The organism is Pandoraea sp. XJJ-1, from assembly GCF_026802345.1.
In the GTDB taxonomy this organism is placed as follows: domain Bacteria; phylum Pseudomonadota; class Gammaproteobacteria; order Burkholderiales; family Burkholderiaceae; genus Pandoraea; species Pandoraea cepalis.
The window spans coordinates 2,967,130-2,994,118 of record NZ_CP113827.1 but is presented as its reverse complement, the minus strand read 5'-3'; the positions used below and the strand labels follow the sequence as shown (position 1 = coordinate 2,994,118).

General features: G+C 64.6%; 22 protein-coding genes. 15 read left to right on the top strand and 7 right to left on the bottom strand.

Annotation, left to right across the window (positions count from 1 at the left end; all coding sequences use genetic code 11):
- Positions 1-352: 352 nt before the first annotated feature.
- Positions 353-1,084 carry a DUF2968 domain-containing protein gene (locus OYT13_RS13535; protein WP_083902309.1) on the top strand — a complete coding sequence of 244 codons (732 nt, stop codon included), beginning with the start codon at positions 353-355 and terminating at the stop codon, positions 1,082-1,084.
- Between the two features lie 414 nt (positions 1,085-1,498).
- Positions 1,499-3,391 carry a potassium transporter Kup gene (locus OYT13_RS13530; RefSeq protein WP_039830364.1) on the top strand — a complete coding sequence of 631 codons (1,893 nt, stop codon included), beginning with the start codon at positions 1,499-1,501 and terminating at the stop codon, positions 3,389-3,391.
- Between the two features lie 238 nt (positions 3,392-3,629).
- Here OYT13_RS13530 and OYT13_RS13525 read toward each other — a convergent pair whose 3' ends face one another.
- On the bottom strand, positions 3,630-5,981 hold the full coding sequence (locus OYT13_RS13525) for a Tex family protein (RefSeq protein ID WP_268566377.1): 2,352 nt from the start codon (positions 5,979-5,981) through the stop codon (positions 3,630-3,632).
- 141 nt (positions 5,982-6,122) lie between these two features.
- On the opposite strand from OYT13_RS13525, the gene OYT13_RS13520 reads away from it, so the two are divergent.
- From OYT13_RS13520 to OYT13_RS13510, 3 genes are all read left to right on the top strand, one after another.
- A complete protein-coding gene (locus tag OYT13_RS13520; RefSeq protein WP_157211471.1) occupies positions 6,123-6,965 on the top strand; it encodes a hypothetical protein in 843 nt (280 codons plus the stop codon).
- Positions 6,966-7,010: 45 nt separating this feature from the next.
- Positions 7,011-7,214 (top strand): YdcH family protein, encoded by a 204-nt coding sequence (locus OYT13_RS13515; RefSeq protein WP_017234055.1) that lies wholly within the window; start codon positions 7,011-7,013, stop codon positions 7,212-7,214.
- Positions 7,215-7,299: 85 nt separating this feature from the next.
- Positions 7,300-9,558: an ATP-dependent DNA helicase gene (locus OYT13_RS13510; RefSeq protein WP_039830365.1), complete on the top strand. Its 2,259-nt coding sequence runs from the start codon at positions 7,300-7,302 to the stop codon at positions 9,556-9,558.
- Between the two features lie 114 nt (positions 9,559-9,672).
- Here the strand turns inward: OYT13_RS13510 and OYT13_RS13505 are convergent, their stop codons facing one another.
- A complete protein-coding gene (locus tag OYT13_RS13505; RefSeq protein ID WP_150564466.1) occupies positions 9,673-10,497 on the bottom strand; it encodes an outer membrane protein assembly factor BamD in 825 nt (274 codons plus the stop codon).
- A 21-nt stretch (positions 10,498-10,518) separates the two neighbouring features.
- Between OYT13_RS13505 and OYT13_RS13500 the strand changes: the two genes are divergently transcribed.
- Positions 10,519-11,679: an RluA family pseudouridine synthase gene (locus OYT13_RS13500; protein ID WP_083902310.1), complete on the top strand. Its 1,161-nt coding sequence runs from the start codon at positions 10,519-10,521 to the stop codon at positions 11,677-11,679.
- Positions 11,660-12,481 carry a peptidoglycan editing factor PgeF gene (pgeF, locus tag OYT13_RS13495; protein ID WP_157211472.1) on the top strand — a complete coding sequence of 274 codons (822 nt, stop codon included), beginning with the start codon at positions 11,660-11,662 and terminating at the stop codon, positions 12,479-12,481. Before OYT13_RS13500 ends, pgeF begins: the two co-directional genes overlap by 20 nt.
- A gap of 38 nt (positions 12,482-12,519) precedes the next feature.
- Here the strand turns inward: pgeF and OYT13_RS13490 are convergent, their stop codons facing one another.
- The gene (locus tag OYT13_RS13490) at positions 12,520-12,765 is read right to left on the bottom strand and encodes a hypothetical protein (protein ID WP_017234060.1); all 246 of its coding nucleotides are present in this window, start codon (positions 12,763-12,765) and stop codon (positions 12,520-12,522) included.
- Between the two features lie 284 nt (positions 12,766-13,049).
- Here OYT13_RS13490 and phaC point away from each other — a divergent pair, with 284 nt between their 5' ends.
- From phaC to OYT13_RS13450, 8 genes are all read left to right on the top strand, one after another.
- On the top strand, positions 13,050-14,810 hold the full coding sequence (gene phaC / locus OYT13_RS13485) for a class I poly(R)-hydroxyalkanoic acid synthase (protein ID WP_442796494.1): 1,761 nt from the start codon (positions 13,050-13,052) through the stop codon (positions 14,808-14,810).
- Between the two features lie 61 nt (positions 14,811-14,871).
- The gene (locus tag OYT13_RS13480; protein ID WP_017234062.1) at positions 14,872-16,053 is read left to right on the top strand and encodes an acetyl-CoA C-acetyltransferase; all 1,182 of its coding nucleotides are present in this window, start codon (positions 14,872-14,874) and stop codon (positions 16,051-16,053) included.
- Positions 16,054-16,234: 181 nt separating this feature from the next.
- Positions 16,235-16,975 (top strand): 3-ketoacyl-ACP reductase, encoded by a 741-nt coding sequence (locus tag OYT13_RS13475; RefSeq protein ID WP_026131972.1) that lies wholly within the window; start codon positions 16,235-16,237, stop codon positions 16,973-16,975.
- 164 nt (positions 16,976-17,139) lie between these two features.
- Entirely contained in the window at positions 17,140-17,715 is a 576-nt protein-coding gene (gene phaR / locus OYT13_RS13470) for a polyhydroxyalkanoate synthesis repressor PhaR (protein ID WP_017234064.1), read from the top strand.
- Positions 17,716-17,971: 256 nt separating this feature from the next.
- Positions 17,972-19,339, top strand: coding sequence for a 30S ribosomal protein S12 methylthiotransferase RimO (gene rimO / locus OYT13_RS13465; protein ID WP_017234065.1), 1,368 nt, complete (start codon positions 17,972-17,974; stop codon positions 19,337-19,339).
- Positions 19,339-20,277: a sugar kinase gene (locus tag OYT13_RS13460; RefSeq protein WP_017234066.1), complete on the top strand. Its 939-nt coding sequence runs from the start codon at positions 19,339-19,341 to the stop codon at positions 20,275-20,277. Before rimO ends, OYT13_RS13460 begins: the two co-directional genes overlap by 1 nt.
- Positions 20,278-20,533: 256 nt before the next feature.
- Positions 20,534-21,715 (top strand): beta-ketothiolase BktB, encoded by a 1,182-nt coding sequence (bktB, locus tag OYT13_RS13455; RefSeq protein ID WP_017234067.1) that lies wholly within the window; start codon positions 20,534-20,536, stop codon positions 21,713-21,715.
- 52 nt (positions 21,716-21,767) lie between these two features.
- The gene (locus OYT13_RS13450; protein ID WP_268566375.1) at positions 21,768-22,985 is read left to right on the top strand and encodes a cystathionine beta-lyase; all 1,218 of its coding nucleotides are present in this window, start codon (positions 21,768-21,770) and stop codon (positions 22,983-22,985) included.
- Positions 22,986-23,043: 58 nt separating this feature from the next.
- Here OYT13_RS13450 and serB read toward each other — a convergent pair whose 3' ends face one another.
- The 4 genes from serB to OYT13_RS13430 form a co-directional block, all read right to left on the bottom strand.
- Complete coding sequence (gene serB / locus OYT13_RS13445) at positions 23,044-23,940, bottom strand: phosphoserine phosphatase SerB (protein ID WP_268566374.1); 897 nt, start codon at positions 23,938-23,940, stop codon at positions 23,044-23,046.
- Between the two features lie 134 nt (positions 23,941-24,074).
- Positions 24,075-25,091: a GlxA family transcriptional regulator gene (locus OYT13_RS13440; RefSeq protein WP_268566373.1), complete on the bottom strand. Its 1,017-nt coding sequence runs from the start codon at positions 25,089-25,091 to the stop codon at positions 24,075-24,077.
- Between the two features lie 58 nt (positions 25,092-25,149).
- Entirely contained in the window at positions 25,150-25,716 is a 567-nt protein-coding gene (locus OYT13_RS13435; protein ID WP_017234071.1) for a cysteine hydrolase family protein, read from the bottom strand.
- 159 nt (positions 25,717-25,875) lie between these two features.
- Positions 25,876-26,901: an ornithine cyclodeaminase family protein gene (locus tag OYT13_RS13430; protein WP_261938458.1), complete on the bottom strand. Its 1,026-nt coding sequence runs from the start codon at positions 26,899-26,901 to the stop codon at positions 25,876-25,878.
- Positions 26,902-26,989 lie beyond the last annotated feature (88 nt).

Genomic DNA, 26,989 nt, shown 5'->3' with positions numbered 1-26,989 from the left:
CCGCCCCTCGCCATGGGATCGTGCCCCGATATCGCCGCGTGTTGCGTGGGCAATTCCTCGATTCGTCCCTAAATGACGGGATTTGTCTGACATCGAAGTTCCGTCCAGGAGAACTCGCACGGTGTGTGGAGTTGCGCGGTATCAACAGATGAATTCAGGCGGGCACAATAACGCATTCGGCGCTTGGAAGCGGGCGCGTCAATGGATAGAATTGGCGGCTATTGCGGGCGTGCGGTTATCATTCCACAAATACGCAGGTCTCAGATCCTCGGGGCGGAGTCCGGAGGGGGCGAACGAATGCGGCGAACAAGGATCGTGAAACGGTCCGGTCGATAAGAGGAAAACAGATCAGATGAAAATCAGTGATTGCCGGGGGCGGTATTGGTTGGGCGTGGGGGTGGCATGCCTGGCAGCCTGGGGAACGCCAGCGGGGGCGGCGGACGCAGTGAAGGACGTGACGGGCGCATCGCCTGCCCAACTTGCGGCGCCGACAGTGCCTGCGCAGTCGGCCAACGCGCCGGCGGCGGCCTCGGGGACGATCCAGGAACTGCGCGATCGCATTCAGAACAAGGAAGTCTCCGAACTTCGCACAACTTACAACGGCCGCTATGGCGCGAGCCTGTTGTTCTATCCGCAGACGCTGGGCTATTACGTCGCACTGTTCCATGAGGGCCAGTTCTGGCGCGTCGTGAAGCTCGGCAACGAGAAGAAGGCGGAAGCACTTTATGGCGACTTCGTGCGCCAGACGCAGGTGCTCGCCGACGTCGAAATCCGTCGCATCAAGCTCGAAGCGCAAAAGGCGCTGATGGAGCGCCAGCTCGCCGCGAGTGAAGCGCGCCTGAACGCGGTGCAGAACGACCTGACGATTCAACGCCAGCAGGAACAGGCGCTGGCCGAGAACCAGCAGGCAGTGCGCGAACAGGCCTCGGCACTGGAAACCGAACGTACCGCAGCGCGTCTGCGCCTGAACGACCTGCAAGGCCAGATCCGCTCGCTTGAAGCCGAGCAGAACAGTGCCGATTCGAGCCTCGTGCGCTCGGTCAAGAGCCCCGCCCATCGCGGCAAGGCAACGCGTCATCGTTAAGGCGATGACCTGCCGGACATCGTTCGGTCGACGGCTCAAATGCTGGGAAAACCGCCTTCGGGCGGTTTTTTTATGGGCCGCCGCGCCAGCGCTTCGCCGCCGGCGGCGGTGTCGTGCGTGGTGCACCGGTACACGCAATTGGCGGAGCTGTCGACTCGTGAATGCGCATGCCGGGCATATGTCGCGCATTTGCAACTCGAAACGCGGCGCCGCTCGCCCAATCCCAGGGTGCGCCGGGGTGGCAAAACCCTTGTCGCGCCGCACTGGTCACGGCGCACGGCTCGAATTATCCTAGCGTAGCCTGCCATGTCAGACGTCCGGCACTCAGCACCTGTCCGGACTGGCGAGGGAACCGGCGCCCAGTTAGAATAGCGCCCATTTTGTGCAGCGCAATAAAGCGATTACCCAAACCTTATGACGCAAAACATACGACACGGGCAGCGCCCTCAGGCTTTGCCCGCGCTCATGGTGGCGGCCATCGGCGTGGTCTTCGGCGATATCGGCACCAGTCCGCTCTATGCGCTCAAGGAATGTTTCGATCCGCAACACGGCATTCCGTTTACCCAGCAAGCTGTGTTCGGCATCATCTCGCTGCTGTTCTGGGCCCTGGTGATTGTCGTTTCCTTGAAGTATGTGCTGTTCGTGATGCGCGCGGACAACCGCGGCGAGGGCGGCGTGCTCGCGCTCATGGCGCTCAGCCTGCGCAGCGTGCGGAGCGGCAGCCGATGGGCGGCGGTGCTGATGATGCTGGGCATGTTCGGCGCCTGTATGTTCTATGGCGATGCGGTCATCACGCCGGCCATTTCCGTGCTGTCGGCGGTCGAGGGGCTAGAGATTGCCGCCCCGTCGCTCGCGCGCTTCGTGCTGCCGATCACCATCGTCATCCTGATCGTTCTGTTCTGGATGCAGAAGTCAGGCACGGCCAAGGTCGGACGCCTTTTCGGCCCGGTCATGGTCATCTGGTTTGTGATTCTCGGCGTGCTCGGCGTGTACAACATCATCGCCGCGCCCGAGATCGTTCAGGCGATCAACCCGTATTACGGCATCCGCTTCATCCATACGCACGCCCTGCAAGCCTATATCGTGCTCGGCTCGGTGTTCCTGGTGTTGACCGGGGCCGAGGCGCTCTATGCGGACATGGGGCATTTCGGCATTCGGCCCATCCGATTTGCGTGGTCGCTCCTCGTGTTCCCGGCGTTGACACTGAATTACTTCGGCCAGGGGGCATTGCTGCTGACGACGCCAAAGGCCATCGAAAACCCGTTCTTCCTGATGGCCCCGGACTGGGCGCTGGTGCCGTTGGTGATGGTGGCAACGGCGGCGACCGTGATCGCTTCGCAGGCGGTGATTTCCGGCGCATTCTCGCTGACCAGTCAGGCCATTCAGCTCGGCTATGTCCCGCGTATGAAGATCCTGCATACGTCAGATCGCGAAATCGGCCAGATCTACATGCCGGTGATCAACTGGGCGCTGTTGCTGGTGATCATCTGGATCGTGCTGGCCTTCAAGTCGTCGAGCAATCTCGCGGCCGCGTACGGTATTGCCGTGACCACGACGATGGTCATCACGACCATTCTGGCGTGCGTCGTCATGGTCAAGGTCTGGAACTGGAACAAGTTCCTGGTGGCGTTGATCATCACCGGCTTCCTCGTGGTTGACTTCGCCTTCTTCGGCGCGAACCTGATCAAGGTGGAAGAGGGCGGATGGCTGCCGCTAGCGCTGGGGGCTTTCCTGTTCTTCATGCTGATGACCTGGCACAAGGGGCGCCAATTGCTGCGTGAGCGCACGGCCGCCGACGGGATTCCGCTCGCGCCGTTCTTGCAGGGGTTGCTCGCGCATCCGCCGCATCGCGTGGCGGGCACCGCCATCTACCTGACGGGCGGCAACACGCAAGTGCCGGTGAGCTTGCTGCACAACCTCAAGCACAACCGCATCCTGCACGAGCGCACGATCTTCCTTACCTTCCGCACGGTCGATGTGCCGTATGTCGAAGATCTCAATCGCATCGAGGTCCAGGATCACTCCGGCGGCTTGTTCAGCGTAGTCGCAACGTTCGGTTTCAACGAGACGCCCGACGTCAAGGAAGTCCTGAATTTGCTCGAGGGCAAGACGGACATGCACTTCGAGCTGATGGACACGTCGTTCTTCCTCGCGCGCGAGACGGTGGTGCCGACCAAGTTGCCGGGCATGTCGATCTGGCGCGAACGTCTGTTCGCATGGATGCACCAGAACGCCGCCAAGCCGACCGACTTCTTCAGCATTCCCGCGAACCGCGTGGTCGAACTGGGGACCAAGATCGAAATCTGACGGCGAGTCCCGTGCCCTGAGGGGCCGGGCACGCTGCGCCGTTTGACATGGCCGTGCGTGAACTCGATGCAACGAACCCCCAAGGATTGGCGAGGCCGCCAGCCCTTGGGGGTTTGGCGTTTTGGCGGACCGAAAAAAAGCCCGCCTTCCGGAGAGGGCGGGCCGGTCGCAACGAGACGGGACGCGGCGCGAGGTAACGCTTGCGCGTGCGTCGGACTCGTGAGCGCTGGGGCTCGACTTAGCGCTTGAGCTTGGCGAACGCGGCTGCCATGGCGTTCACCGTCTCCGGTTCACGCTGACGTTGACCGCCGCCGCCACGTTGGCCGCCGCCATTGCCACCGTTGCCGCTGCGTGCGCCACCGCCGCTACTGCTCGGACGATCGGTCGCCCCCGCCACCGGCAGGTCGTCGTTCAGGCGCATCGTGAGCGAGATGCGCTGGCGGCGCGGATCGACTTCGAGCACTTTCACCTTCACGATGTCGCCGGCCTTCACGACCTCGTGCGGATCCTTGATGAACTTCGTCGACATCGCCGAGACGTGCACCAGGCCGTCCTGATGCACGCCAATGTCGATGAACGCACCGAAGGCCGCCACGTTTGTCACCACGCCTTCGAGCTGCATGCCCGGCTTGAGGTCGGTGAGCTTTTCGACCCCCTCCTGGAACGTCGCCGTCTTGAACTCCGGTCGCGGATCGCGGCCCGGCTTCTCGAGTTCGGTCAGGATATCCTTGACGGTTGGCAGACCGAAACGCTCGTCGACGAATTCGGTCGCCGAGACACTGCGCACGATCGAGCCGTTGCCCATCACGTCGCCAATGCTCTTCTTGATCTTCGCCAGAATGCGTTCGACGACCGGATACGCTTCCGGGTGGACCGACGACCGATCCAGCGGATTGTCGCCGCCGGTCACGCGCAGGAAGCCGGCGGCCTGCTCGAAGGTCTTGTCGCCCAGGCGCGGCACTTTCTTGAGCGCTTCGCGATTCGGGAACGGGCCGTTGCTGTCGCGGAAGTCCACGATGTTCTTTGCAAGCGTGCCGTTCAGGCCCGAGACGCGTGCGAGCAGCGGTGCCGAAGCGGTATTGACGTCCACGCCCACGGCGTTCACACAGTCTTCGACCACGGCGTCGAGCATGCGCGCCAGCTCGCGCTGGTTCACGTCATGCTGATACTGGCCCACGCCGATGGCCTTCGGCTCGATCTTGACGAGTTCGGCCAGCGGATCTTGCAAGCGGCGGGCGATCGACACCGCGCCGCGCAGCGACACGTCGAGGTCGGGGAATTCCTTCGCAGCGAATTCCGACGCCGAGTACACCGAGGCCCCGGCTTCCGAGACCACGATTTTCTGAAGCTTGAGCTCGGGATGGCGCTTGATCAACTCCAGCGCAAGCTTGTCCGTCTCGCGCGAGGCCGTACCGTTGCCGATACTCACGAGTTCCGCCCCGGTGGCAGCGGCGATCTTGGCGAGTCGCGAGAGCGAGCCGTCCCAATCGCGGCGCGGTTCGTGCGGGTAGATGGTGTCGGTGCCCAGCACCTTGCCGGTGCGATCGACCACGGCCACCTTCACGCCGGTCCGCAGGCCCGGGTCCAGACCGATCACGCCCTTCTGACCGGCCGGCGCGGCGAGCAACAGCGCCTTGAGGTTGCGAGCGAACACGCGAATGGCTTCGCTCTCGGCACTCTCGCGAATTTGCGTGAGCAGTTCCGATTCGAGATGCGGCTGCACCTTTACGCGCCAGCACCAACGGCAGACATCGCCTAGCCACTTGTCGGCGGCGCGGTTCTGCTGGCGAATGCCGAAGTGCCCGGCAATCACGCCTTCGCACGGATGCGGGATTTGCGTGTCGAGTTCCTCGCCAAGGCCCAGCTTGACCATCAGAATGCCGAGGTTACGGCCGCGGAAGAGGGCCAGTGCGCGATGTGACGGCACGGCGGCGATCGGCTCGGCGTAGTCGTAATAGTCGCGGAATTTCTCGCCTTCCTCGCTTTCCTTGCCCTCGACGACCTTCGACGACACGACGCCCTGATGCCACAGATAGTCGCGCAGCTTGCCGAGCAACTCGGCCGTTTCGCCGAATTGTTCTGACAGGATGTCGCGGGCGCCGTCGAGCGCAGCCTTGACGTCCGCTACGCCTTTTTCGGCATCGACGAACTTTGCCGCCTCGGCCTGCGGGTCGAGTGTCGGGTCGGCAAGCAAGGCCTGCGCGAGCGGTTCGAGGCCGGCTTCGCGGGCGATTTGCGCGCGCGTGCGCCGCTTTTGCTTGTACGGGAGATAGAGGTCTTCGAGCGTCTGCTTCGTGTCGGCCGCCTCGATGGCGGTGCGCAGCTCGTCGGTCAGCTTGCCTTGCTCGTCGATGTTCGCGAGGATCGCCGCGCGGCGCTCTTCCAGCTCGCGAAGATAAAGCAGGCGTTCTTCGAGCGTACGCAACTGCGTGTCATCGAGGTTATCGGTGACTTCCTTGCGGTAGCGAGCGATGAAGGGCACGGTGGCGCCTTCGTCGAGCAGTTGCACGGCGGCGGCCACCTGACGCGGCTGCACGTTGAGTTCGTCGGCGATGCGTTGAACGATCTGAAGGGCTACGTTTTGCGTCATGAGTGTTGCGAGTTACCCAAGTGCCAGGAGCGGGGCATTTTGCCATAAACCGCGGGCGCGTCCGGGCAGGCAATGTTAAAATTTGGCATCACTCTGCTCAACCTCATGATTTCCTTCGCAAAATTGTTTTCGCGCCAGTCTTTGTGTCGCCATGCCGCGGTGGGCGCGTTCGGCATCGTGACGGCGGCCGCCGTCGTGCCGGGCACGTCGTTCGCGCAGGGGCTCTCGGCGACCGAGGCCGCAGGACGCACGACCGAACAGCTTCGCGTGCCGAAGGTGCCGTTCGATGCCACGGCCGATCGCACACCGTCGCCGGCCAGTGCGGCGAGTGCCGCCATCGCCGAAGATGACAAGCCGGTCGCGTACGACGACGCGCTCGATCTGCACCCCGCTGATGACGACTTCGCCGGCCGCCGTGCGGTGCTCGATCGGCAGCGCGCCTGGATCGACTATCGCTTCGAACAGGCGAAGTACGAGTGTGCGTCGAAGTTCTTCGTGAATTACTGCATCGACAACGCGCGTGACGATCAACGCGCGGCCCTCAAGGCCGTTCGCAGCCAACGGCTGGTGCTGGAAGACCAGGAGCGCAAGGCGCGGGCGCAGGAGCGTGACGAGCGTCTGGCGGAGAAGCGGGCGCAAACGGCGGCCGAAGCGCCGCAGCGCGCGGCGGAGCGTGCGCAGAACGTATCCAATTACCAGACCAAGCAGGCCGAGTATCAGCAGCGTGTGACCGAGCGCACAGGACAGGCGCCGCAGCGTGCCGCCAACGCCGAGCAGTACAATGCCAAGCAGTCCGGGCAGCAGCAGAAGCTCGACGACGCGAAGGCGACGGCAGCGCAAAAAGCGGCTGAGCGCGAAGACAACGTGCGCAAGTTCAATCAGAAGCAGCAGGACGCCATCGAGCGCCAGAAGAAGTCGGATGCGCGCCGCAACGAGTCGCAATCGGGCAGTTCGCCGGCACAGAAGCCGTTGCCGGGGCAGTGAACGCCAGCCCCGGAATCTTTTGAGAGTCGCAGGAGAGTGAGCACGATGCAGCAGGATCTTCACTCCGTCGGGCGCCGCATCATCGAGTTGCAGATCGAACACCGCGATCTCGACTTCCTGATCGACAAGTTGCTGACGGAACCGGCGTACGACGAACTCCGGGTCACACGGCTCAAGAAGCGCCGTTTGAAAATCAAGGACACGATCACCCTGCTGCAAGTGCAGCAAATGCCGGACCAGCCCGCCTGAGCGGGCGTCCCACGCAACGTTTGCGACACGCGTCCGACCGTCGGCGCGATTGCTTTTTTCATTGCCGGCGTCGCGAATCCACTCGATGCGATGCGCGGCACCTTTGAGTTTTCCTGCCGTTTTGACCGATTCCGCCGCCTCCAGCGATTTCCCTGACATCTCCCCGAGCCCCGCCGAGACGCCCACGTTCTATGGACTCAAGCCGCTTGCCGCCAAGCGCGAGCGCGAGTTGCAAGAGATCTTCGGCGACGGCGGGATGCTGGCGCGCACGATCGACGGTTATCGCTCGCGTGAACCGCAGACCGAGATGGCGCGCGCCGTGGCCGCCGCAATGGACACGCACGACACGCTGATTGCCGAGGCCGGTACCGGCACCGGCAAGACCTACGCGTATCTCGTGCCCGCCATGCTGTGGGGCGGCAAGACAATCATCTCGACCGGCACCAAGCACTTGCAGGATCAGATTTTCGCGCGCGACATTCCCACGGTGCGCAAGGCGCTCGCGGTGCCGGTGACGGTGGCCATGCTCAAAGGGCGCGCGAATTACCTCTGTCATTACTATCTCGAGCGCGCCCAGCAGGAAGGACGCTTCGCGTCACGTCATGAAGCGGCCCAGTTGCGCGAGATCACGACGTTCGCGCAAATCACGCACAGTGGCGACAAGGCGGAACTGGCCTCGGTGCCGGAGAATGCGCCCATCTGGGCGCAAGTCACGTCCACCCGCGACAACTGTCTGGGTCAGGAATGCCCGCGCTACAAGGATTGCTTCGTGATGCAGGCGCGCAAGGAAGCGCAGCAGGCGGATCTCGTGGTCGTCAATCATCACCTCTTTTTTGCGGACGTGATGTTGCGCGACACGGGGATGGCCGAGCTGCTGCCGAGCGCGAACACGGTCATCTTCGACGAAGCGCATCAGTTGCCCGAGACCGCCACGCTGTTCTTCGGTGAGACGGTCTCGACCGGGCAGATGCTCGAACTGGCGCGCGACTGCGTGGCTGAGGGGCTGATTCATGCGCGCGATGCGGCAGACTGGGTCAAACTCGGTGCGAACCTCGAGCGGGCGGCGCGCGATGTGCGTTTGACCTTCGGGCAGGACAATACGCGGATGTCGGTCGCACAATTGGCCGACGATCACGAGTTGTTCGGCGCGCTCGATAGCGTGGACGTCGCATTGCAAGACATGATCGAGACGCTCCAGCACCAGTCCGAGCGAGCCGAAGCCTTGGGGACTTGCTTGCGTCGCGCGCTGGAGTTGCATCAGCAGTTGGAACGTTGGCAGACCGGGGCAACGCCGCCCGTGCCAGGCGAGTCGCCGCTGCCGCTGCTGGATCCGGATGCACCGCGTGTCACCGACGGCAAACGCGAAAAGGCGGCCAAGGCGCGCGAGGCGGAAGCTGCGCGGCTGGCGGCCGACGCGAAGGCATCGGGCACTTCGACGGACGAGGGGGCGGCGGAAAAAAACTACACGCCCCCGGAGACGGTACGCTGGATCGAGGTGTTCTCTCAGGCGGTTCAGTTGCATCAGACGCCGCTTTCGATTGCGCCGATCTTCTCGAAACAGCGTGCCGGAGCGCCGCGGGCCTGGATCTTCACGTCAGCTACGTTGTCGGTGAAGGGCAATTTCATGCACTATGCGGCGCAGTTGGGGCTCGATGCGGGCAAGTCGCTCACGCTCGCTAGCCCCTTCGATTATCCGAATCAGAGTCTGCTGTACGTGCCACGCGGATTGCCACAGCCGTCAGCGCCGGGCTTCACCGACGCCGTGCTCGACGCCGCCTTGCCGGTGCTCGAAGTGAGTGGTGGCCGGGCGTTTGTCCTGTGTACGACGTTGCGCGCGGTCAACCGCGCCGCGGAACGTCTGCGTGAGGAGTTCGACCGCCGTGGCTGGCCGTATCCGCTGCTCGTGCAGGGCGAGGCGAGCCGCACCGAACTGCTCGATCGGTTTCGCGCGCTCGGCAACGCCGTGCTCATCGGCAGTCAGAGTTTCTGGGAAGGGGTCGACGTGCGCGGCGAGGCGCTCTCGCTTGTCATCATCGACAAATTGCCGTTCGCGCCGCCGGATGATCCGGTGCTGGCCGCGCGGCTCGACGCGCTCACGAAGAAGGGGCTCAGCCCGTTCGCCGTGCATCAGTTGCCGCAGGCGGTCATCACGCTCAAACAGGGCGCGGGACGGTTGATTCGTTCTGAACTCGATCGTGGCGTGTTGATGATTTGCGATCCGCGTCTGGTCGACAAGCCGTATGGCCGCCGGATCTGGCAGAGCCTGCCGCCGTTCAAGCGCACGCGCGAGCTACCCATTGTGCGCGGCTTCTTCGATGAGATCGCCGCCGACGCGGGCGACTGACTCGCCGACCCATTGCCGCGGCATTCGCCGGAATCGACCCGGCGCAGCTGCCACCAAAACAAAAAAGCCCTCGCGTGAGCGAGGGCTTTTCGATGGGGCAGACCGAAGCGACGTTTACCGCCAGAGCTGCCACCAGGACTTCTTGTCGCCGCTGTTGTCGGTGCGATGGCCGACCGTCAGATAACCGCTCTTAGGATAGGTCTTTTCCATCACGCGACGAGCGTCGTCACGCAGTTCGGTCATGCCGAGTTTGTCGTACGACTTGATCATGATGCCCAGCGCATCTTCGAGCGCCGGTGCCTGATCGTAGTCCTTCAGCGCGCTTTGTGCGCGATTCACGGCCGCCAGGTACGCACCGCGACGATAGTAGTACTCGGCGGCATGCACTTCGTGGGCGGCCATGGCGTTGACGGCGTAGCGCATGCGCAGCGCGGCGTCGTTGGCGTACTTGCTGCTCGGATAATGCTCGACCAGGTATTTGAAGCTGTCGTAAGCCGCGCGCAGTGCCTTCGGATCGCGCTCGCTGAGATCCTGTCCCGAGAAGCGGCCGAACAGGCCCAGGTCGTCATTGAAGTTGATCAGACCCTTGAGGTAATAGGCGTAATCGATCGACGGGCTGTCCGGATGCAGGCGGATGAAGCGGTCGATGGCGGTGAGGGCCTGCGCCGGCTCGTTGTCCTTGTAATAGGAGTAGGCCGTGTTGATCTGCGCTTGCTGCGCATGCGGGCCGAACGGATCGCGCCCTTCGAGCAGCTCGTAGTACTTGGCGGCCTTCGTGTAGTCGCCGCTATCGAAGCTGTCCTTGGCTTCCGAGTATAATTTGTTCGTCGACCAGCCGGCCGTTTCGTCGACCTTCTCCGGCAGAATGCCGCAGGCGGCAAGGCTGCCGACCACGATTGCGGCCAGCGTCAGGTGTTTGACAAGTTTCAGGGCTTGCATGCTCGTTAGCTTCACTTCTCGATGACCCATTCAATTCTGCCGGATTATAGCGTAACCGCCTCATTTGCCACGGAAAATGCAGAGGATTCGTCTGACGACGACCTCGATTCGCTTTCTGAGGCTTTTCCAACGGCAGCCGACGGCGCCCCTCCCGGTGCTCCCTTATCCGGTTCCGCCTTGTCGGGCGGGGCTGGCGTCAGCGCGCCGCTTGGCGCCACCTTACCCGAGTCGCTGGCCGGGGAGCGACTGGACAAGGCGCTCGCGCAATGTTTTCCCGAATACTCCCGTAGCCGGTTGCAGGCGTGGGTCGAAGACGGCCGCGTCACGCTCGACGGCGAGGCCGCCAAGGTGCGCCAGAAAGTGGCGGGCGGCGAGGCCGTCGTCATCACGCCGGCACCACTGCCCGATCAACTCGCGTTTGCCCCCGAGCCGGTGCCGCTCGACGCCGTCTACGAAGACGCAACACTGGCCGTATTCAACAAGCCGGCGGGCCTGGTCGTGCATCCGGCGGCGGGTAACTGGTCCGGCACCTTGCTCAACGGTCTGTTGTATCGCTATGGCCAAGCGGCCGCCGATCTGCCGCGCGCCGGTATCGTTCACCGGCTCGACAAGGAGACGTCGGGCCTGATGGTCGTGGCGCGCACACTGGTGGCGCAAACCGATCTGGTGCGCCAGTTGCAGGCCCGCACCGTCAAACGCCATTACGCCGCGCTGGTGTGGGGACGCCCGCCGCAGCGCACGGTTGTGGACGCTCCCATCGGTCGCGACCCGCGTGAGCGCACTCGCATGGCGGTCGTGCCCGGGCAGGGCGGTAAGCCGGCGCGCACGCGCGTCGTGACGGTCGCCAGCGCAGAATGGGAAGGTTCCCCGGTGTCGCTCGTGCTTTGCTCGCTCGATACGGGGCGCACACACCAGATCCGCGTTCATCTCTCGCACCTCGGCCATGCGCTGTTGGGCGATCCCCTCTACAAACCCCGTCACAAACGACCGGTGTTGCCGGGCGATTTTGCGCGTCAGGCGCTGCATGCCTGGCGATTGGGGTTGATTCATCCCGAGGATGGCCGTCTCGTGCACTGGCAGGCACCTTTGCCGGATGACCTGCGTGCGCTCGTGGCCGCGCTCGGGCTCGAGTTCGATTTTTCAACGCTCCCCGATTCGCTCGATGACTTCTTCCCTGCCTGAGTCAGACCTGATGCCCGCGGACTGGATCGTCCCCGACTGGCCCGCTCCGGCCAACGTTCGCGCCGTCTTCACGACGCGCGCGGGCGGCGTGAGTCAAGGGCCGCAAGCCACGTTCAACCTGGGGACCAAGGCGGACGACGAGCCGGCCGCCGTGCGGATCAATCGTGCGTTGCTCGCGTCGCGCACGGGCGTACCGTCGGCATGGGTGGCGCAGATCCACGGCCCGCGTGTGGTCGATGCGCGCGCGGCGCTCGAGGCGGCCGATGCCGGCGACCCGCTGCAGGCTGATGCCAGCGCGACGAGCGAGATTGGCCTTGCGAGCACCGTCATGGTGGCGGATTGCCTGCCGGTGCTTCTGTGCGACGCGCAAGGGCGTGCGGTGGCCGCTGCGCATGCCGGCTGGCGCGGACTTTGCGCCGGGGTGATCGAGCAGACAGTGCAGGCATTGCGAGCCCGCTTGCCGAAGGGCGACGCCGATGCGCCGGTCTTGGCGTGGCTCGGCCCTTGCATTGGGCCCCAAGCGTTCGAAGTCGGCCGGGAGGTGAGTGAGGCGTTTCTTGCCGCGGCAACGCCGGACGAGCGTGAAGCGACGCAGTCTGCGTTCGTCCCGCACGGCGATCCCGATGCGGGGAAGTCGTTGGCGGATTTGTGTGCGCTTGCACGGTTGCGACTGGCCCGTGAGGGCGTGACGCAGGTCTCGGGCGGGCAATGGTGTACGGTCGGCGATTCGGCGCGATTTTATTCCTACCGGCGCGACCGGACGACGGGTCGCATGGCGGCACTCGTGTGGCGCACGGCCTGACGCCGATTACCGCGCAAACGAGTCCGTCCGGGGTTCTGTCACGGCAACGGCGTGGGCGGCGAGCGCGGTGAGGCGTCGCGATCCGACGATGAAGGGACTTGCGCGACGGCGTCATCGGTTCGCGGCGGGCGGGCACGCCGGAGGCGGGCGCCTGCGATGTACAAACAGAGCATCGTCGGCGCGAGGCCACCGCAGACAAAGATGACGATACCCAGTGCGACGGACGGCGCGGTGATGGCGACCATCGCAATGACATAAAGCCAGCCAAGAATGACGATCAGCATTGGGGCAAACGCGCAGGCAAAAATAGGTGGGGCGACGGAAAAATGCACGCAAGACGGACGCTGCAAGCATTGACACACTTGCGCGCGCACGCAAGAATGCTTCGCAGGTGGGGCGTATCGCTAAGCAAGCGCTGCGTGCCGCCGCGTTTCGGGCGCTGGCCCGTGAACGCAACGAACGTGACACTCAGGCTATCATGAATCGCGCCAGTGCCAACTTCGATCCGGCCTCGTTGGCCGCCTCGTTCGCCAAGCAGTTTCCCTCCGCTTCGCTCTCCGCTCAGGACATGTCGCAGTGGTTCACGGCTGCCCAACAACTGTTCGGGGCGCTGCCGGGGGCTGCCGGCTCGTCATTCTCCGGTGCCCCTGGGACACCGTCCGCCGCAAACCCGTTCGCCGGGCTTTTCGATCTCATCGGCAAGGCCGGCAGCCTGCCGCCGCTGACGTCACCGCACGTCGATCCGGCGCGTCTGAATGCCCTTCAGACGGAATATGCGCGCGAATTTTCCGAACTTGTTGCCAGCTTCACGCAGCCCGGACTGGACACGGCGCCGGCCTTGGGAGACCGGCGCTTCGCGGGCGACGGTTGGCGTAATCCGTTCTACGCGATGCCCGCGGCGCTGTATTTGCTCAATGGACGCTTCTTGCTGCGCATGGCCGAACTGGTCGACGCCGACGCGAAAACGCGCGAGCGGATTCGGTTTGCGGTAGAGCAATGGGTGGCGGCCAGTTCGCCGGCCAACTTCATCGCGACCAATCCGGACGCGCAGCAGCGCCTCGTGCAAACGAAAGGCGACAGCCTGCTCACCGGCATGCAGCACCTGCTTGCCGACATGGGCAAGGGCAAGGTGTCGCAAACCGATGAGGCCGCGTTCGAAGTCGGTCGCAACGTGGCGACGACCGAAGGCGCCGTGGTCTTCGAGAACGACCTGATCCAGCTCATCCAGTACAAGCCGCTCACGCCAACGGTGCATCAGCGGCCGCTACTCGTCGTGCCGCCTTGCATCAACAAGTACTACATCCTCGATCTGCAGCCGGAGAACTCGTTGATCCGCTATGCGATCGAGCAGGGCAATACCGTGTTTGTCGTGTCTTGGCGCAATCCCGACGCATCGCTCGCTCACAAGACCTGGGACGACTACGTAGGCGAAGGGCCGATCGCCGCGATCGACGTGGTGCGTGAGATCAGCGGGCAACCGCAGATCAATGCGCTCGGCTTCTGCGTGGGTGGCACGCTGCTCTCCGCCGCGCTCGCCGTGCTGGCCGCGAACGGCCAGAAGGGTGCCAAGTCGCCGGTCGCCAGCGTGACCTTGCTGACCACGCTGCTGGACTTTTCCGATACCGGCGTGCTCGACGTCTTCATCGACGAGCCGCATGTGCAATTCCGCGAGCAGACGATCGGCGGCGGCGCCGGGCATCCGCCGGGCCTCATGCGTGGCGTGGAGCTGGCGAATACGTTCTCGTTCCTGCGCCCGAACGATCTGGTCTGGAATTATGTGGTCGACAGCTACCTGAAGGGCAATGCGCCCCAGCCGTTCGACCTGCTTTACTGGAACGGTGACGGCACCAATCTGCCGGGGCCGATGTTCTGCTGGTATCTGCGCCATCTCTATTTGCAAAACGAACTGAAGCGCCCGGGTGCGGTGCGAACGTGCGGCGTGCCCTTGGATCTGGGCGCCATCGACGCGCCGGCATATGTGTTCGGCTCACGCGAGGATCACATCGTGCCGTGGACGTCGGCGTTCCGTTCGCTGCCGTTGTTGGGCGGCGAGCGACGCTTCGTGCTGGGCGCTTCCGGTCACATCGCGGGCGTGGTCAATCCGCCGGCCAAGAAAAAGCGCAGCTACTGGCGCAACGACGACGTGGGTACCGATGCCAACGACTGGCTGGCCGGCGCGACGGAGCACCCCGGCAGTTGGTGGAGCGACTGGAGCGAGTGGCTTGCAGGCTACGCAGGAAAACGCGTCAAGGCGCCAAAAGCGTATGGTAATGTTGTTTATGCCCCTATCGAACCGGCGCCCGGTCGCTACGTGAAGGCCAAGGCCTGAACGGGCGGCACCCACGGGCATCCCCCGCGGGTTCGACTCATTTGGAAACGAGGAAAGAGACATGACGGATATCGTGATTGTGTCGGCTGCGCGTACCGCAGTCGGTAAATTTGGCGGCTCGCTCGCCAAGGTGGCGGCGCCGGATCTGGGCGCCATCGTGATCGACGAGGTGCTCAAGCGCGCCAAGCTCAAGGGCGAGGACGTGAGCGAAGTCATCATGGGTCAGGTACTCACGGCCGGCTCGGGTCAGAACGTGGCGCGACAGGCTTCCATCAAGGCGGGTCTGCCTGCGATGGTGCCGGCCATGACCATCAACAAGGTGTGCGGCTCGGGCCTGAAGGCCGTGATGCTCGCCGCGAACGCGATCACCGCGGGCGAGGCCGATATCGTCGTGGCGGGGGGGCAGGAGAACATGAGCGCCGCGCCGCATGTGCTGCCGGGCTCGCGTGACGGCTTCCGCATGGGCGACGCCAAGCTGATCGACACGATGATCGTCGACGGCCTGTGGGACGTGTACAACCAGTTCCACATGGGCATCACGGCGGAGAACGTCGCGAAGGAATACGGCATCACCCGCGAAATGCAGGACGCATTCGCCGCCGCTTCGCAGAACAAGGCCGAGGCCGCGCAAAAGGCGGGCCGTTTCGACGCCGAGATCGTGCCGGTCCTGATTCCGCAGCGCAAGGGCGATCCGCTGGTGTTCAACACCGACGAATTCGTTCGCCATGGCGTGACGGCCGAGTCGCTCGCGGGTCTGAAGCCAGCGTTCGCGAAAGACGGCACGGTGACCGCGGCGAATGCGTCGGGGATCAACGACGGCGCGGCCGCTGTCGTCGTGATGTCGGCCAAGCGCGCCGAGCAACTGGGGCTTACGCCGCTCGCGCGCATTGTCGCGTACGCGAACGCGGGCGTGGATCCGAAGGTGATGGGCATCGGCCCGGTTCCGGCATCGCAGCGTTGCCTCGCGCGTGCGGGGTGGAAGGCCAGCGATCTGGACCTGATGGAAATCAACGAAGCCTTCGCGGCGCAGGCACTGGCCGTGAACCAGCAGATGGGTTGGGATACTTCCAAGATCAACGTGAACGGTGGTGCGATCGCCATCGGACACCCGATCGGGGCGTCGGGCTGCCGTATTCTCGTGACGTTGCTGCACGAGATGGCGCGCCGGGATGCGCGTCGCGGCCTGGCATCGCTGTGCATCGGCGGTGGCATGGGCGTCGCGTTGGCGCTCGAGCGCGTCTGACGCGCATCGGCGAGCGTTCGAAAAAAATCGAATCGGTATCGTCCGTGCGTGCAGTGCGCACGGGCGCACGCTGAAGTCGGCAGGAGACGAAAGGCGCGCGCGGGAACGCGCGGCTTGTGCGTCAGTCAATTGGCAGTCGCAACAGGCGGCAGAGATGCCGCTATTTTGGGGGAAGCTTTCCATGACTCAACGCATTGCATATGTGACAGGTGGGATGGGCGGTATTGGTACGTCCATTTGCCAGCGGCTGCACAAGGATGGCTTCAAGGTGGTGGCGGGTTGCGGGCCGAATTCGCCGCGCCGCGTGAAGTGGCTGGAAGACCAGAAGGCGATGGGGTTCGACTTCATCGCGTCCGAAGGTAACGTTGGCGACTGGGAATCCACGACGGCCGCGTTCAACAAGGTCAAGGCCGAGGTCGGCGAGGTCGACGTGCTGGTGAACAACGCGGGCATCACGCGCGATGTCGTCTTCCGCAAGATGACCCGCGAGGACTGGGATGCCGTCATCGACACCAACCTCACGAGCCTGTTCAACGTGACCAAGCAGGTCATCGAGGGCATGTGCGAGCGTGGTTGGGGCCGCATCATCAACATTTCGTCGGTCAACGGGCAAAAGGGGCAGTTCGGTCAGACCAACTACTCGACGGCCAAGGCCGGTATCCACGGCTTCACGATGTCGCTGGCACAGGAAGTGGCGACCAAGGGCGTCACGGTCAACACGGTGTCCCCGGGGTATATCGGGACGGACATGGTGCGCTCGATTCGTCAGGACGTGCTGGACAAGATCGTGGCCACGATTCCGGTCAAGCGCCTGGGCGAACCGGGTGAGATCGGGTCCATCGTGGCGTGGTTGGCATCGGAAGACTCCGGCTTCTCGACGGGGGCGGATTTCTCGCTCAACGGTGGCCTGCACATGGGCTAAGCGGGATCGGGGCGTAGGGGGCGCGACGGGCGACACCCGCGCCGCGCGCCCCGTTGCGGGTTAGGGCTTTGCCGCATAGCAGCAAACGTCCTAGAATCGATAATATGTGACTAACCCCGACCGCCGGTCGGGGAAGTCCTTCATAAAAGCAGGAAACCCACCGCATGGCCGCGAGCAAGAAGACTGACGAACGCCTGATCAAAAAGTATCCGAACCGGCGTCTGTACGATACCCAGACCAGCACGTACATCACCCTTGCCGATGTGAAGCAATTGGTACTCGAGACCGAGGAGTTCAAGGTCGTCGATGCCAAGTCGGGTGAGGATCTGACGCGCAGCATTCTGCTGCAGATCATTCTGGAAGAAGAAACCGGTGGCGTGCCGATGTTCTCGAGCGCCATGCTGTCGCAGATCATTCGTTTCTATGGGCATGCGCTGCAGGGCATGATGGGCACGTATCTCGAGAAGAATATCCAGACGTTCATCGAAATTCAGAACAAGCTGGCCGATCAGTCGAAGGGCATCTACGAAGGCGCGTCCTTCAACCCGGACGTCTGGGCGCAATTCATGAACATGCAGGCGCCGATGATGCAGGGCATGATGACCAACTACATCGAGCAGTCGAAGAACCTGTTCGTGCAGATGCAAGAGCAGATGCAGACCCAGGCGAAGTCGATGTTCAATACGTTCCCGTTCCCGGGAGCGCCGGGCGCTCCGGGCGACCCGAACAAGAAGCCCTGACGGTTTGGCCGACGTTGCGATGGGGCACGGGGCGCGCAACGTCGCGATCGGCAACATAGTTGGAACGCCCCACGGGCGAACAGGGTAAAATACGCGGTTGTTCGCCGCGAGGGACTTCTTGCGGCGGTTTCGGCGGCAGGCAGGATCTGCGTCTCGCGCGGTGTTTCGGCATTGTGGGGGATGCGCCAGGAGTGGCTGAGGTCGCTGTTTCGCCGGTCGATCGTTCCCCGTATTTTCTAGATCAGGATTTCGCCCCATGTCCCGCCCATCGCCCGCCGGCACCCCCAAGGTCGGCTTCGTTTCGCTCGGATGCCCCAAGGCGCTGGTCGACTCCGAGCAAATCCTGACGCAACTGCGTGCCGAAGGTTACGACATCGCCGGTACCTATGACGGTGCCGATCTCGTGGTGGTCAATACTTGCGGCTTCATCGACGACGCCGTTCAGGAAAGCCTCGACGCCATCGGCGAGGCGCTGGCCGAAAACGGTAAGGTGATCGTCACCGGTTGCCTGGGCGCCAAAAAGGATGCCGCCGGTCAGGACATCGTAACGGCCGTGCACCCGAAGGTGCTGGCCGTCACCGGTCCCCACGCCCTGGGCGAAGTGATGAGCGCGGTGCATACGCATCTGCCGAAGCCGCACGACCCCTTCTCCGATCTTGTGCCGCCCGCCGGCATCAAGCTTACGCCGCGTCATTACGCGTATCTGAAGATCTCCGAAGGCTGCAACCATCGCTGCACGTTCTGCATCATCCCGTCGATGCGCGGCGATCTCGATTCGCGCCCGGTGGCCGAAGTGATGCTCGAGGCCGAGAACCTTTTCAAGGCCGGTGTGAAGGAGCTGTTGGTGATCTCGCAGGACACCAGCGCCTATGGTGTCGACGTGAAGTACCGCACCGGTTTTTGGGCGGGGCGTCCGCTCAAGACTCGCATGACCGAACTGGTCACGGCGCTGGGCGAACTGGCCAAGCAGTACGGCGCCTGGGTGCGGTTGCATTACGTCTACCCGTACCCGCACGTCGACGAGATCATTCCGCTGATGGCCGAAGGCCACATCCTTCCGTATCTCGACGTGCCGCTGCAACACGCCCATCCGGATGTGCTCAAGCGCATGAAGCGCCCGGCCTCGGGGGAGAAGAATCTCGAGCGCATTCAGGCGTGGCGCAAGCTGTGCCCGGATCTGACGATCCGCAGCACCTTCATCGCAGGTTTCCCGGGTGAAACCGAGGCCGAGTTCGCGTATCTGCTGGACTTCCTTCGCGAGGCCGAACTGGACCGCGTGGGTTGTTTCGCCTATTCGCCGGTCGAGGGGGCCAAGGCCAACGAATTGCCGGGTGCCTTGCCAGACGAAGTGCGCGAGGAGCGCCGCGCGCGCTTCATGGAAGTGGCCGAAGAGATCTCGGCGCAGCGCCAGCAGCGCAAGGTCGGCACGACGATTCAGGTCATCGTCGACGAGATCAATCAGGACGGTGGGGTGGCGCGCTCGGCGGCCGACGCCCCCGAAATCGACGGCCTCGTGTACATCGAGCCCACGCCCACGGCGGCCAAGCGCCTGAAGGTCGGCGAGTTCGTGAACGTGACGGTGACTGGCGCCGACGGCCACGATCTGTGGGGCGAGGTGGTCTGATGGCGCTCACGCATACGTCAACAGGTCCGCAAGTGCTGGCCATGGGCGAAGCCATGGTCGAGTTCAACCAGTCGCCCGACGACCCCCGCCAGTATTTGCAGGGCTTCGGCGGCGACACGTCCAACTTCGCCATCGCTGCGCGTCGCCAAGGCGTCAACACGGGCTTCGTGAGCGCGCTCGGCGACGACCGCTTCGGTCGCATGCTGCTCGATTTGTGGCGTGAGGAAGCCGTCGATACGGACGCCGTTCGCGTCGATGCGCAGGCTCCGACCGGCGTCTATTTCGTGTCCCACGACGCGAGCGGGCACCATTTCGACTATCTGCGCGCGGGCTCCGCCGCGAGCCGTTACCGGCCCCAGGATCTGCCGCGCGAAGCGTTGGCGAGCGCATCTTTCCTGCACCTGTCGGGGATCAGCCTGGCGATCAGCGCGAGCGCTTGCGACGCCGCTTTCGAGGCGATGTCGACGATTCGCGCCGCCGGCGGCAAGGTGTCGTTCGATACGAATCTGCGCCTCAAGCTGTGGCCGTTGGCCCGCGCCCGCGCCACCATGCGCGAAGCCTTCAGCCTGACCGACGTCTGCCTGCCGAGCTGGGACGACGTGACGGCGGTCACTGGGCTGGACGATCGCGATGCGATCCTTGACGCACTGCTCTCGTATGGCGTGAAGGTCGTGGCGCTCAAGCTGGGTCGCGAGGGTTGCTATGTCGCCACGCCGGACGAGCGTCGTATCGTCGCGCCATATCCGGTAAAGGCCGTTGACGCCACCGGGGCCGGCGATTGCTTTGGCGGCGCTTTCGTGGCCCGTCTGGCGCTGGGCGACGATCCGTTCGCGGCGGCGCGCTACGCCAACGTCTGCGCAGCGTTGTCGACAACCGGTTACGGCGCAGTCGCGCCCGTACCGCGCGCCGAGCAGGTGCTCCAGACACTGGCGGGCTGATCCGCATCAATGCTTGACCTACCGGGGCACGTCGATGCTCCGGTTTCCCCTCGCTTCGCTTTCCCCCGACTTCCGTCGCTTGCGCCACTTCCCGCCACTTCCCGCCGCGTCCCGCCGCAGCGCAATGCGCGGCACCCGACACGGCCGCCGCCCCCGCAAGCTCGCTCATCGAAGTTTCCCTCCACTGCGTCTGCCATCGCGGTAACCCCTGCGGCGCTATACTCATTGCCAACTGAAATTCACCCGGAGAAGAGACATGCAACGAGAAGTCGTGATCGTCAGCGGTGTGCGCACCGCGATTGGAGATTTTGGCGGCAGCCTGAAGGATTTCGCGCCGACGCAGCTCGGTGCCATCGTCGCCCGCGAGGCCATGGCGCGCGCCCAGGTGGGCGGTGACGACGTCGGCCACGTGGTGTTCGGCAACGTCATTCATACCGAACCCAAGGACATGTATCTGGCTCGCGTGGCGTCCATCGAGGCGGGCGTTAGCCAGCATGCGCCCGCGATGACCGTCAATCGCCTGTGCGGCTCCGGTCTGCAGGCGGTCGTTTCTGCCGCGCAGTCGATTCTGCTGGGCGACACCGACGTGGCGATGGCGGGCGGCGCGGAGAGCATGAGCCGCGCGCCGTACGTGATGCCGGGTGCCCGCTGGGGCACGCGCATGGGCGAATCGCGTCTGGTCGACATGATGCTCGGCGCGTTGCACGATCCCTTCGCCAATATTCATATGGGCGTGACGGCAGAGAACATCGCGAAGAAATGGGGTATCACGCGCGACGATCAGGATCGTCTCGCGGTCGAATCGCATCAACGCGCCGCGCGCGCCATGGCTGCGGGCTATTTCAACGACCAGATCGTCCCTATCGCGATCAAGTCGAAGAAGGGCGAGGTGTCGTTCACCGCCGACGAACATGTGCGTGCGGAAGTGACGCTGGCCGACATGGCGAAGCTGCGCCCCGTGTTCGAGAAGGACGGCACCGTCACGGCCGGGAACGCCTCGGGGCTTAACGATGCGGCCGCCGCGCTGATTCTGATGGAACGCGCCGAAGCCGAGCGTCGCGGCGCCAAGCCGCTCGCGCGCCTGGTCAGCTACGCCCACGCCGGGGTCGATCCGAACTATATGGGCATTGGTCCGGTGCCAGCGTCGCGCAAGGCGTTGGAGCGCGCCGGGCTCAAGGTTGGCGACATCGATGTGGTGGAAGCCAACGAAGCATTCGCCGCGCAGGCGTGCGCGGTCACGCGCGACCTCGGGTTCGATCCGGCCAAGGTGAATCCGAACGGTTCCGGCATTTCGCTGGGCCACCCGATCGGCGCGACTGGTGCCCTGATCACGGTCAAGGCGTTGCACGAGTTGCAGCGTATCGGCGGGCGCTATGCACTGGTGACGATGTGCATCGGCGGCGGCCAGGGCATTGCCGCCGTGTTCGAGCGCGTGTAAGTTACTCCCGGGGGCCGGTGTCGTTGCCGGCCCGAGTCTTTCCGGAGCCGTAATGACGCAAGACAACCGTAAGCCCCTCGACACGCCGGAAGCCAATGGCTGGCATTGGCAAACCAATATTCTGCATACGGACACCCACGTGCCGGCCGGTTTCGCCGCGATGCCGGTGCCGGTGGCCCGCGCATCGACGGTGATCTTCCCCGATCTGGCCGCCATGCGCTCGCTCGACTGGAAGAACGACAGCCAGTGGCGCTACGGTCTGCATGCCACGCCCACATCGATGGAGTTGATGCGGCGCTTGGCGGCGCTCGAAGGCGGCAAACACTGCCTGCTGTTCCCGTCGGGACTTGCCGCGATCTCCAATGTGTACTTTGGCCTCGTCAAGAGCGGTGACGATGTCCTTATTCCAGACAACGCCTACGGTCCGAACCGAGAGCACGGTGACTGGCTCGCCGAGTCGTTCGGCATCACCGTGCGCTACTACGATCCGATGATCGGTGACGGTATCGGCGCGCTGATTCAGTCCAACACGAAGGTGATCTGGCTCGAGGCCCCGGGCTCGGTGACGATGGAAGTCCCCGACGTGCCGGCCATCGCGCGCGTGGCGCGCGAGCGGGGCGTACTCACGGCCATTGACAATACATATTCCGCCGGCCTGGCATTCCGTCCGTTCGACCACGGGGTGGACATCTCGGTGCAGGCCCTCACCAAGTACCAATCGGGCGGCAGCGACGTGCTGATGGGCTCGGTCGTGACCGTCGACGATAACGTGCACCACCGTCTGAAGCAGGCGCGCATGCGCATGGGCGTGGGCGTGTCAGCCGACGATTGCAGCCTCGTGTTGCGCAGTCTGCCGAATATGCAGCTACGTTTCGAGGCGCACGATCGTGCCGCGATGACGCTGGCGACGTGGCTGGGCACCCGTCATGAAATCGCGGCCGTGCTGCATCCGGCATTCGAGGATTGCCCCGGTCATGCGCATTTCCATCGCGACTTCACGGGCGCGGGTGGTCTGTTCTCCGTGGTGTTCGACGAGCGCTACACGCCGGCGCAAATCGACGCATTCATCGAAGCGCTTCGCTTGTTCAAGATCGGTTTCAGTTGGGGGGGCGCGCACAGCCTGGTGGTGCCCTATCGCGTGCTGTCCATGCGCTCGGCAACGCCGTGGCCGCATAAGGGCGCGCTGGTGCGCTTCTATGTCGGTCTCGAAGACGTGCGCGATTTACAGGCCGATATCGAAGCCAGTCTGACGGCGCACCTCGGCGCCTGAGGAAGGGAACGCGCGCCCACGAAGGGCGCTGCATCGTCGGCGCATCGCGCCGGCGATGTCAGTCCTTGCGGAACAGCGAGAGCAGGGCGTCCAGACCTGCGTAATTCAACGCGACAGACGCCTTCTCCCGCACCACCGGTTTCGCGCGAAACGCCACCGACAGCCCGGCGATGGCCATCATCTGCAGGTCGTTCGAGCCATCGCCCATGACGATTGCCTGAGCAGCGCTGACACCGAGATGTGTCGCCACTTCGGTCACGGTGCGCGCCTTGACCTCGGCGTTGACGATCTCGCCGAGCACTCGGCCCGTGAGCTTGCCGTCGACGATCTCCAGCGTATTGGCGCGGGCGACATCCAGGTTCAGACGCGCCTTCAGTCGCTCCGTGAAGAACGTGAAGCCGCCGGACACCAGCAGCGTGCGGATGCCGAGTGCCTGAACGCCGCGCAACATGGTTTCGGCGCCGGGCGAGAGTTGCAGGCGCTCGTCGAAGACCTTTTCCAGGGCGCTCGCGTCAAGTCCCTTGAGCAGCGCCACGCGCCGCGTGAGGCTCTCGTTGAAGTCCTTGATCTCGCCGCGCATGGCGGCTTCCGTGATGGCCGAGACTTCCGCCTTCAGCCCACAGTAGTCGGCAATTTCGTCGATGCACTCGATGGTGATGAGCGTCGAGTCCATGTCCATGGCCACGAGCTTGAAGTCTGTGAGGCGTCGGTGGCTGTCGACGAGCACGGTGTCGACTTCGTGCTGCTGTGCGAACGCCCCCATCGCCGCGCGCAGGGCGGGCGTGTCGACGACATCGGCAATACGCGCCGCGCCTGGCGTGAACGTGACGTTGGCGCCGGGTACGAAGGCGCCGACGGCCGCCTGCAGATGCGGCGGGAAGGTCGTGGCGGGTGCGGTGGGCGTAGTGGACGTAGTGGGCGGGGTGCCGCCCAGAATGACGAGATCGTTGGCCATCTTGAAGTCGAGAGTCTTGCGTTTTGCGTGCGATCGACATTCTACCGGGTTGCGGCGAGCCGACGCTGGTTTCCCGACGTTTCCCCACGATGTCCCGCCATATCGGGCTTCGCGCATCTCCCGGATGCCTTGCTTCAGCCGTCGTGCGCGATACGGCGTGCGTGGCTCGGCGGGAGTGCATCGAACTTGTGCCAGACGCGTCGCAGATGTCGGCTCGAACCAAAGCCGGTGCGCTCGGCGATATGTTCCAGGTCGAGCTGGCTGTTGCCGAGCATCTCGCGCGCGAGCGCGATGCGCAGCCGATGCAGGTAATCGATGGGCGCGACGCCGGCGTGCTCGCGAAAGAGTCGCGTCACGTGCCGTTCGCTGGCGCAGGCGATGTCCGCCATCGAGGCGAGTGTCCAGTCGTGCGCGGGATCGGCGGCGATGGCATCCTGCACGCGATGCAACGCTGGGTGCAAATGGTTGCGGCCTTCCAGCCACGGCGACAACTGCGGGTCGGCGCCCGCGCGCCGGGCGTAGACGACCATCTGCCGCGCGACGGCCGCCGCACACAACGGGCCGGTGGCGTCGGCGATGAGCGTCAACATCAGATCCAGGCCGGTCGTGACACCGGCACTCGTCCACACGTTTGCGTCATGCACGTAAAGTCGATTGTCGGCCACCCGGGCGCTGGGGGCCAGCGCGCGCAGGGCGTCGCAACTGCCGTGGTGCGTGGTGCAGGCGCGGGCGTCGAGCAGTCCTGCGCGCGCGGCCAGCAAGGCGCCCGTGCAGATGCAGGCCAATTGATGCGTGGGGCGCACGACCCGCCGAAGCCACGCGATGGCAAGGGATTCGGCGTCTTCGGTGGGCGCCGCGGAATGGTCAGGTGTCGTGCCGCCGTCCGCCGCCCATACCGGCAGTGGCTTCTCGACGGTTCCCGTGACGACCAGCCAGGCGTCGTCGGGCACGTTGTCCGGCAAGATGTCGAGCGGCGAGACGTACAAGCCGATCGAGGTGGCGACTGAGCGCTGCGTGCCGACGTAGTGCAACACGAAGCGCACGTCGTCCTGCTGGTGATTGGCCATGCGCAAGGCTTCGGCGGGGGCCGCCACGTCGAGCAGCAGCGCGTCGGGCATGACCAGCAGGTAGACGGGTTGCAGTCGCGGCATGGCGGCAGGCGTTCAGGTCAGATTCGGACAGCGGGGGCAAGGCGGGTTGATCACGACATTACACCGCGGCGAGCGCTTCCTCAACCGTCACGATGCGTGCGAAGCGATCGACGAGCACCGTTTCCGTGCGCTCCTTCAGCTCGGCCACCGACAGCTCACGCCCGGTGCGCGGGTGCTGCATCGGGAACGTGAGGGTGGCTTCGGTGACGAAGTCCACGGCGTAACCCGCGTCGGACGCCGCGCGCGTGGTTGTCTCGCAGCATTGCTCGGTACGGATGCCGGAGACGATCAGGCGCGTGATGCCATGCTCGACGAGCCACGCGCCGAGCGTGGAGCCGGCCAGGGCACTATGCTTGACCTTGTCCACCGTTAACGCCGGGGCGATATGGAGTTCTTCGAGCGTGCGAACGAAGCCGGAATCGCGCGAGAACGCGCCCGACCCGATGTGGAAGACCTGCACGATCGGCACGCCGCGCGCCACGGCACCGTCGACGAGGGCCTGCTGACGGTCGAAATACGTGGCGAGATCGTCTTCACGCCAGTACGGGCGTTGGCGAAACGACTCCTGGGCATCGATGACGAGCAGGGCGGTACGGGCGGTGTGGGCAGCTTGGCTTTGCGACATGAGGGACTCTCCGTGAGGTGGGAACCGATGGCACCATCTTACGGCGTCCCCTGACGCCTCGACAGGCCGCCTCCAGACCGGAACCGGACCGATCCGGACATTGTGTTTGGCGGCCCCGTCGCCCTCGTGGGCTGACGTTGTCAGCGGCGCGTCGGACCTTCAGATCGCGGCGCTGGTGCCAATGCCTGCGGCTTGCGCGCGTTGATAGAGGGCGGCGGCAAGGGCAACGTCCTGCGCGCCCATGCCAAGCGACTTGAAGACTGTGACGGCTTCGGCATCGGTGCGCCCGGGATGATGGCCAATGACCAGCTCGCCGAGTTCCGCGAGCAGATCGGCCGGTCCGATGCTGCCCGCGGCAGCGGCGGCGAGATAGTCGCCGGATTCGTTGATCGTCGACTCGCGCCGGTCGACGAACAGTTGCGCGCGCGCCATGAGCGCCGTGTCGGCCTCGCGGTGACGCGGCGTGCTGCTGCCCACCAGATTGACGTGCGTGCCCGGCGCGATCCAGTCCGCTTGCAGCACCGGTTCCGTGGCGTTGGTCACCGTGACCACGATGTCGGCGTCTCGCACGGCTGCTTCGACGCTCTGCGCGGCTTCGAGGCGAAAATCATAGTTCGGCTGCTCCTTGTCGACAAACGCCTGTGCGGTGGCGAGCGAGCGGCTCGCCACGCGCACGTGCTGCAGCTCGCGCGCCGCGGCGAGTGCCGCGAGATGCCAGTGGGCCTGATGACCGGCGCCGATCAGCGCGAGACGGCTGGCGTTGTGGCGGGCGAGCCGACGTGTCGCGAGCCCCGTCACGGCGGCAGTGCGAATGCCCGTGATCTCCGCCGCGTTCATGACCGCGAGGAGTTCCCCCGTCAGCCCGCTCATCAACAGCACGCACCCTTGATGTGGATCTTTGCCTTGGGCGCTATTGCCGGGAAAGAAGGTGCCGACCTTCGCGCCGTAGACTGGTATGCCGGACGCCGTGCCACCCAGGAACGCAGGCATCATACCGAGCATGCCCTTGGCCCCGAGCGCTTCCGGTGGGCGAATGATCTGACGCAACGGCAGGTGAATCTGCTCGCGGGCCAGCGCGCCGAACATATCGGACATGACGGGAATCGCGTCGGCCACGGGCATGAGCGCGGCGATTTGCGTGGCGTCGAGCAGCAAGACAGGCGGCGTGGGGGAGGTGGCGGACATGCGAAATCCTGGTGACGTTGCTGGAAAATGCCGGAAGCAGCCGCAGGCCAAGCGACGACGCGACCGTCGGGTCGCGTCGGGGTGCGGC

Excerpts from the sequence above, each read along its gene's own strand:
- pgeF (WP_157211472.1), top strand. The coding sequence starts at position 11,660 with ATGACTTCTTCCCTGCCTGAGTCAGACCTGATGCCCGCGGACTGGATC.
- phaC (WP_442796494.1), top strand. The coding sequence starts at position 13,050 with ATGTCGCAGTGGTTCACGGCTGCCCAACAACTGTTCGGGGCGCTGCCG.
- OYT13_RS13510 (WP_039830365.1), top strand. The coding sequence starts at position 7,300 with ATGCGATGCGCGGCACCTTTGAGTTTTCCTGCCGTTTTGACCGATTCC.
- bktB (WP_017234067.1), top strand. The coding sequence starts at position 20,534 with ATGCAACGAGAAGTCGTGATCGTCAGCGGTGTGCGCACCGCGATTGGA.
- OYT13_RS13515 (WP_017234055.1), top strand. The coding sequence starts at position 7,011 with ATGCAGCAGGATCTTCACTCCGTCGGGCGCCGCATCATCGAGTTGCAG.
- OYT13_RS13480 (WP_017234062.1), top strand. The coding sequence starts at position 14,872 with ATGACGGATATCGTGATTGTGTCGGCTGCGCGTACCGCAGTCGGTAAA.
- OYT13_RS13450 (WP_268566375.1), top strand. The coding sequence starts at position 21,768 with ATGACGCAAGACAACCGTAAGCCCCTCGACACGCCGGAAGCCAATGGC.
- OYT13_RS13530 (WP_039830364.1), top strand. The coding sequence starts at position 1,499 with ATGACGCAAAACATACGACACGGGCAGCGCCCTCAGGCTTTGCCCGCG.
- OYT13_RS13475 (WP_026131972.1), top strand. The coding sequence starts at position 16,235 with ATGACTCAACGCATTGCATATGTGACAGGTGGGATGGGCGGTATTGGT.
- OYT13_RS13500 (WP_083902310.1), top strand. The coding sequence starts at position 10,519 with ATGACCCATTCAATTCTGCCGGATTATAGCGTAACCGCCTCATTTGCC.
- OYT13_RS13505 (WP_150564466.1), bottom strand. The coding sequence starts at position 10,497 with ATGCAAGCCCTGAAACTTGTCAAACACCTGACGCTGGCCGCAATCGTG.
- serB (WP_268566374.1), bottom strand. The coding sequence starts at position 23,940 with ATGGCCAACGATCTCGTCATTCTGGGCGGCACCCCGCCCACTACGTCC.
- rimO (WP_017234065.1), top strand. The coding sequence starts at position 17,972 with ATGTCCCGCCCATCGCCCGCCGGCACCCCCAAGGTCGGCTTCGTTTCG.
- OYT13_RS13535 (WP_083902309.1), top strand. The coding sequence starts at position 353 with ATGAAAATCAGTGATTGCCGGGGGCGGTATTGGTTGGGCGTGGGGGTG.
- OYT13_RS13525 (WP_268566377.1), bottom strand. The coding sequence starts at position 5,981 with ATGACGCAAAACGTAGCCCTTCAGATCGTTCAACGCATCGCCGACGAA.
- OYT13_RS13460 (WP_017234066.1), top strand. The coding sequence starts at position 19,339 with ATGGCGCTCACGCATACGTCAACAGGTCCGCAAGTGCTGGCCATGGGC.
- phaR (WP_017234064.1), top strand. The coding sequence starts at position 17,140 with ATGGCCGCGAGCAAGAAGACTGACGAACGCCTGATCAAAAAGTATCCG.
- OYT13_RS13490 (WP_017234060.1), bottom strand. The coding sequence starts at position 12,765 with ATGCTGATCGTCATTCTTGGCTGGCTTTATGTCATTGCGATGGTCGCC.
- OYT13_RS13440 (WP_268566373.1), bottom strand. The coding sequence starts at position 25,091 with ATGCCGCGACTGCAACCCGTCTACCTGCTGGTCATGCCCGACGCGCTG.
- OYT13_RS13430 (WP_261938458.1), bottom strand. The coding sequence starts at position 26,901 with ATGTCCGCCACCTCCCCCACGCCGCCTGTCTTGCTGCTCGACGCCACG.
- OYT13_RS13435 (WP_017234071.1), bottom strand. The coding sequence starts at position 25,716 with ATGTCGCAAAGCCAAGCTGCCCACACCGCCCGTACCGCCCTGCTCGTC.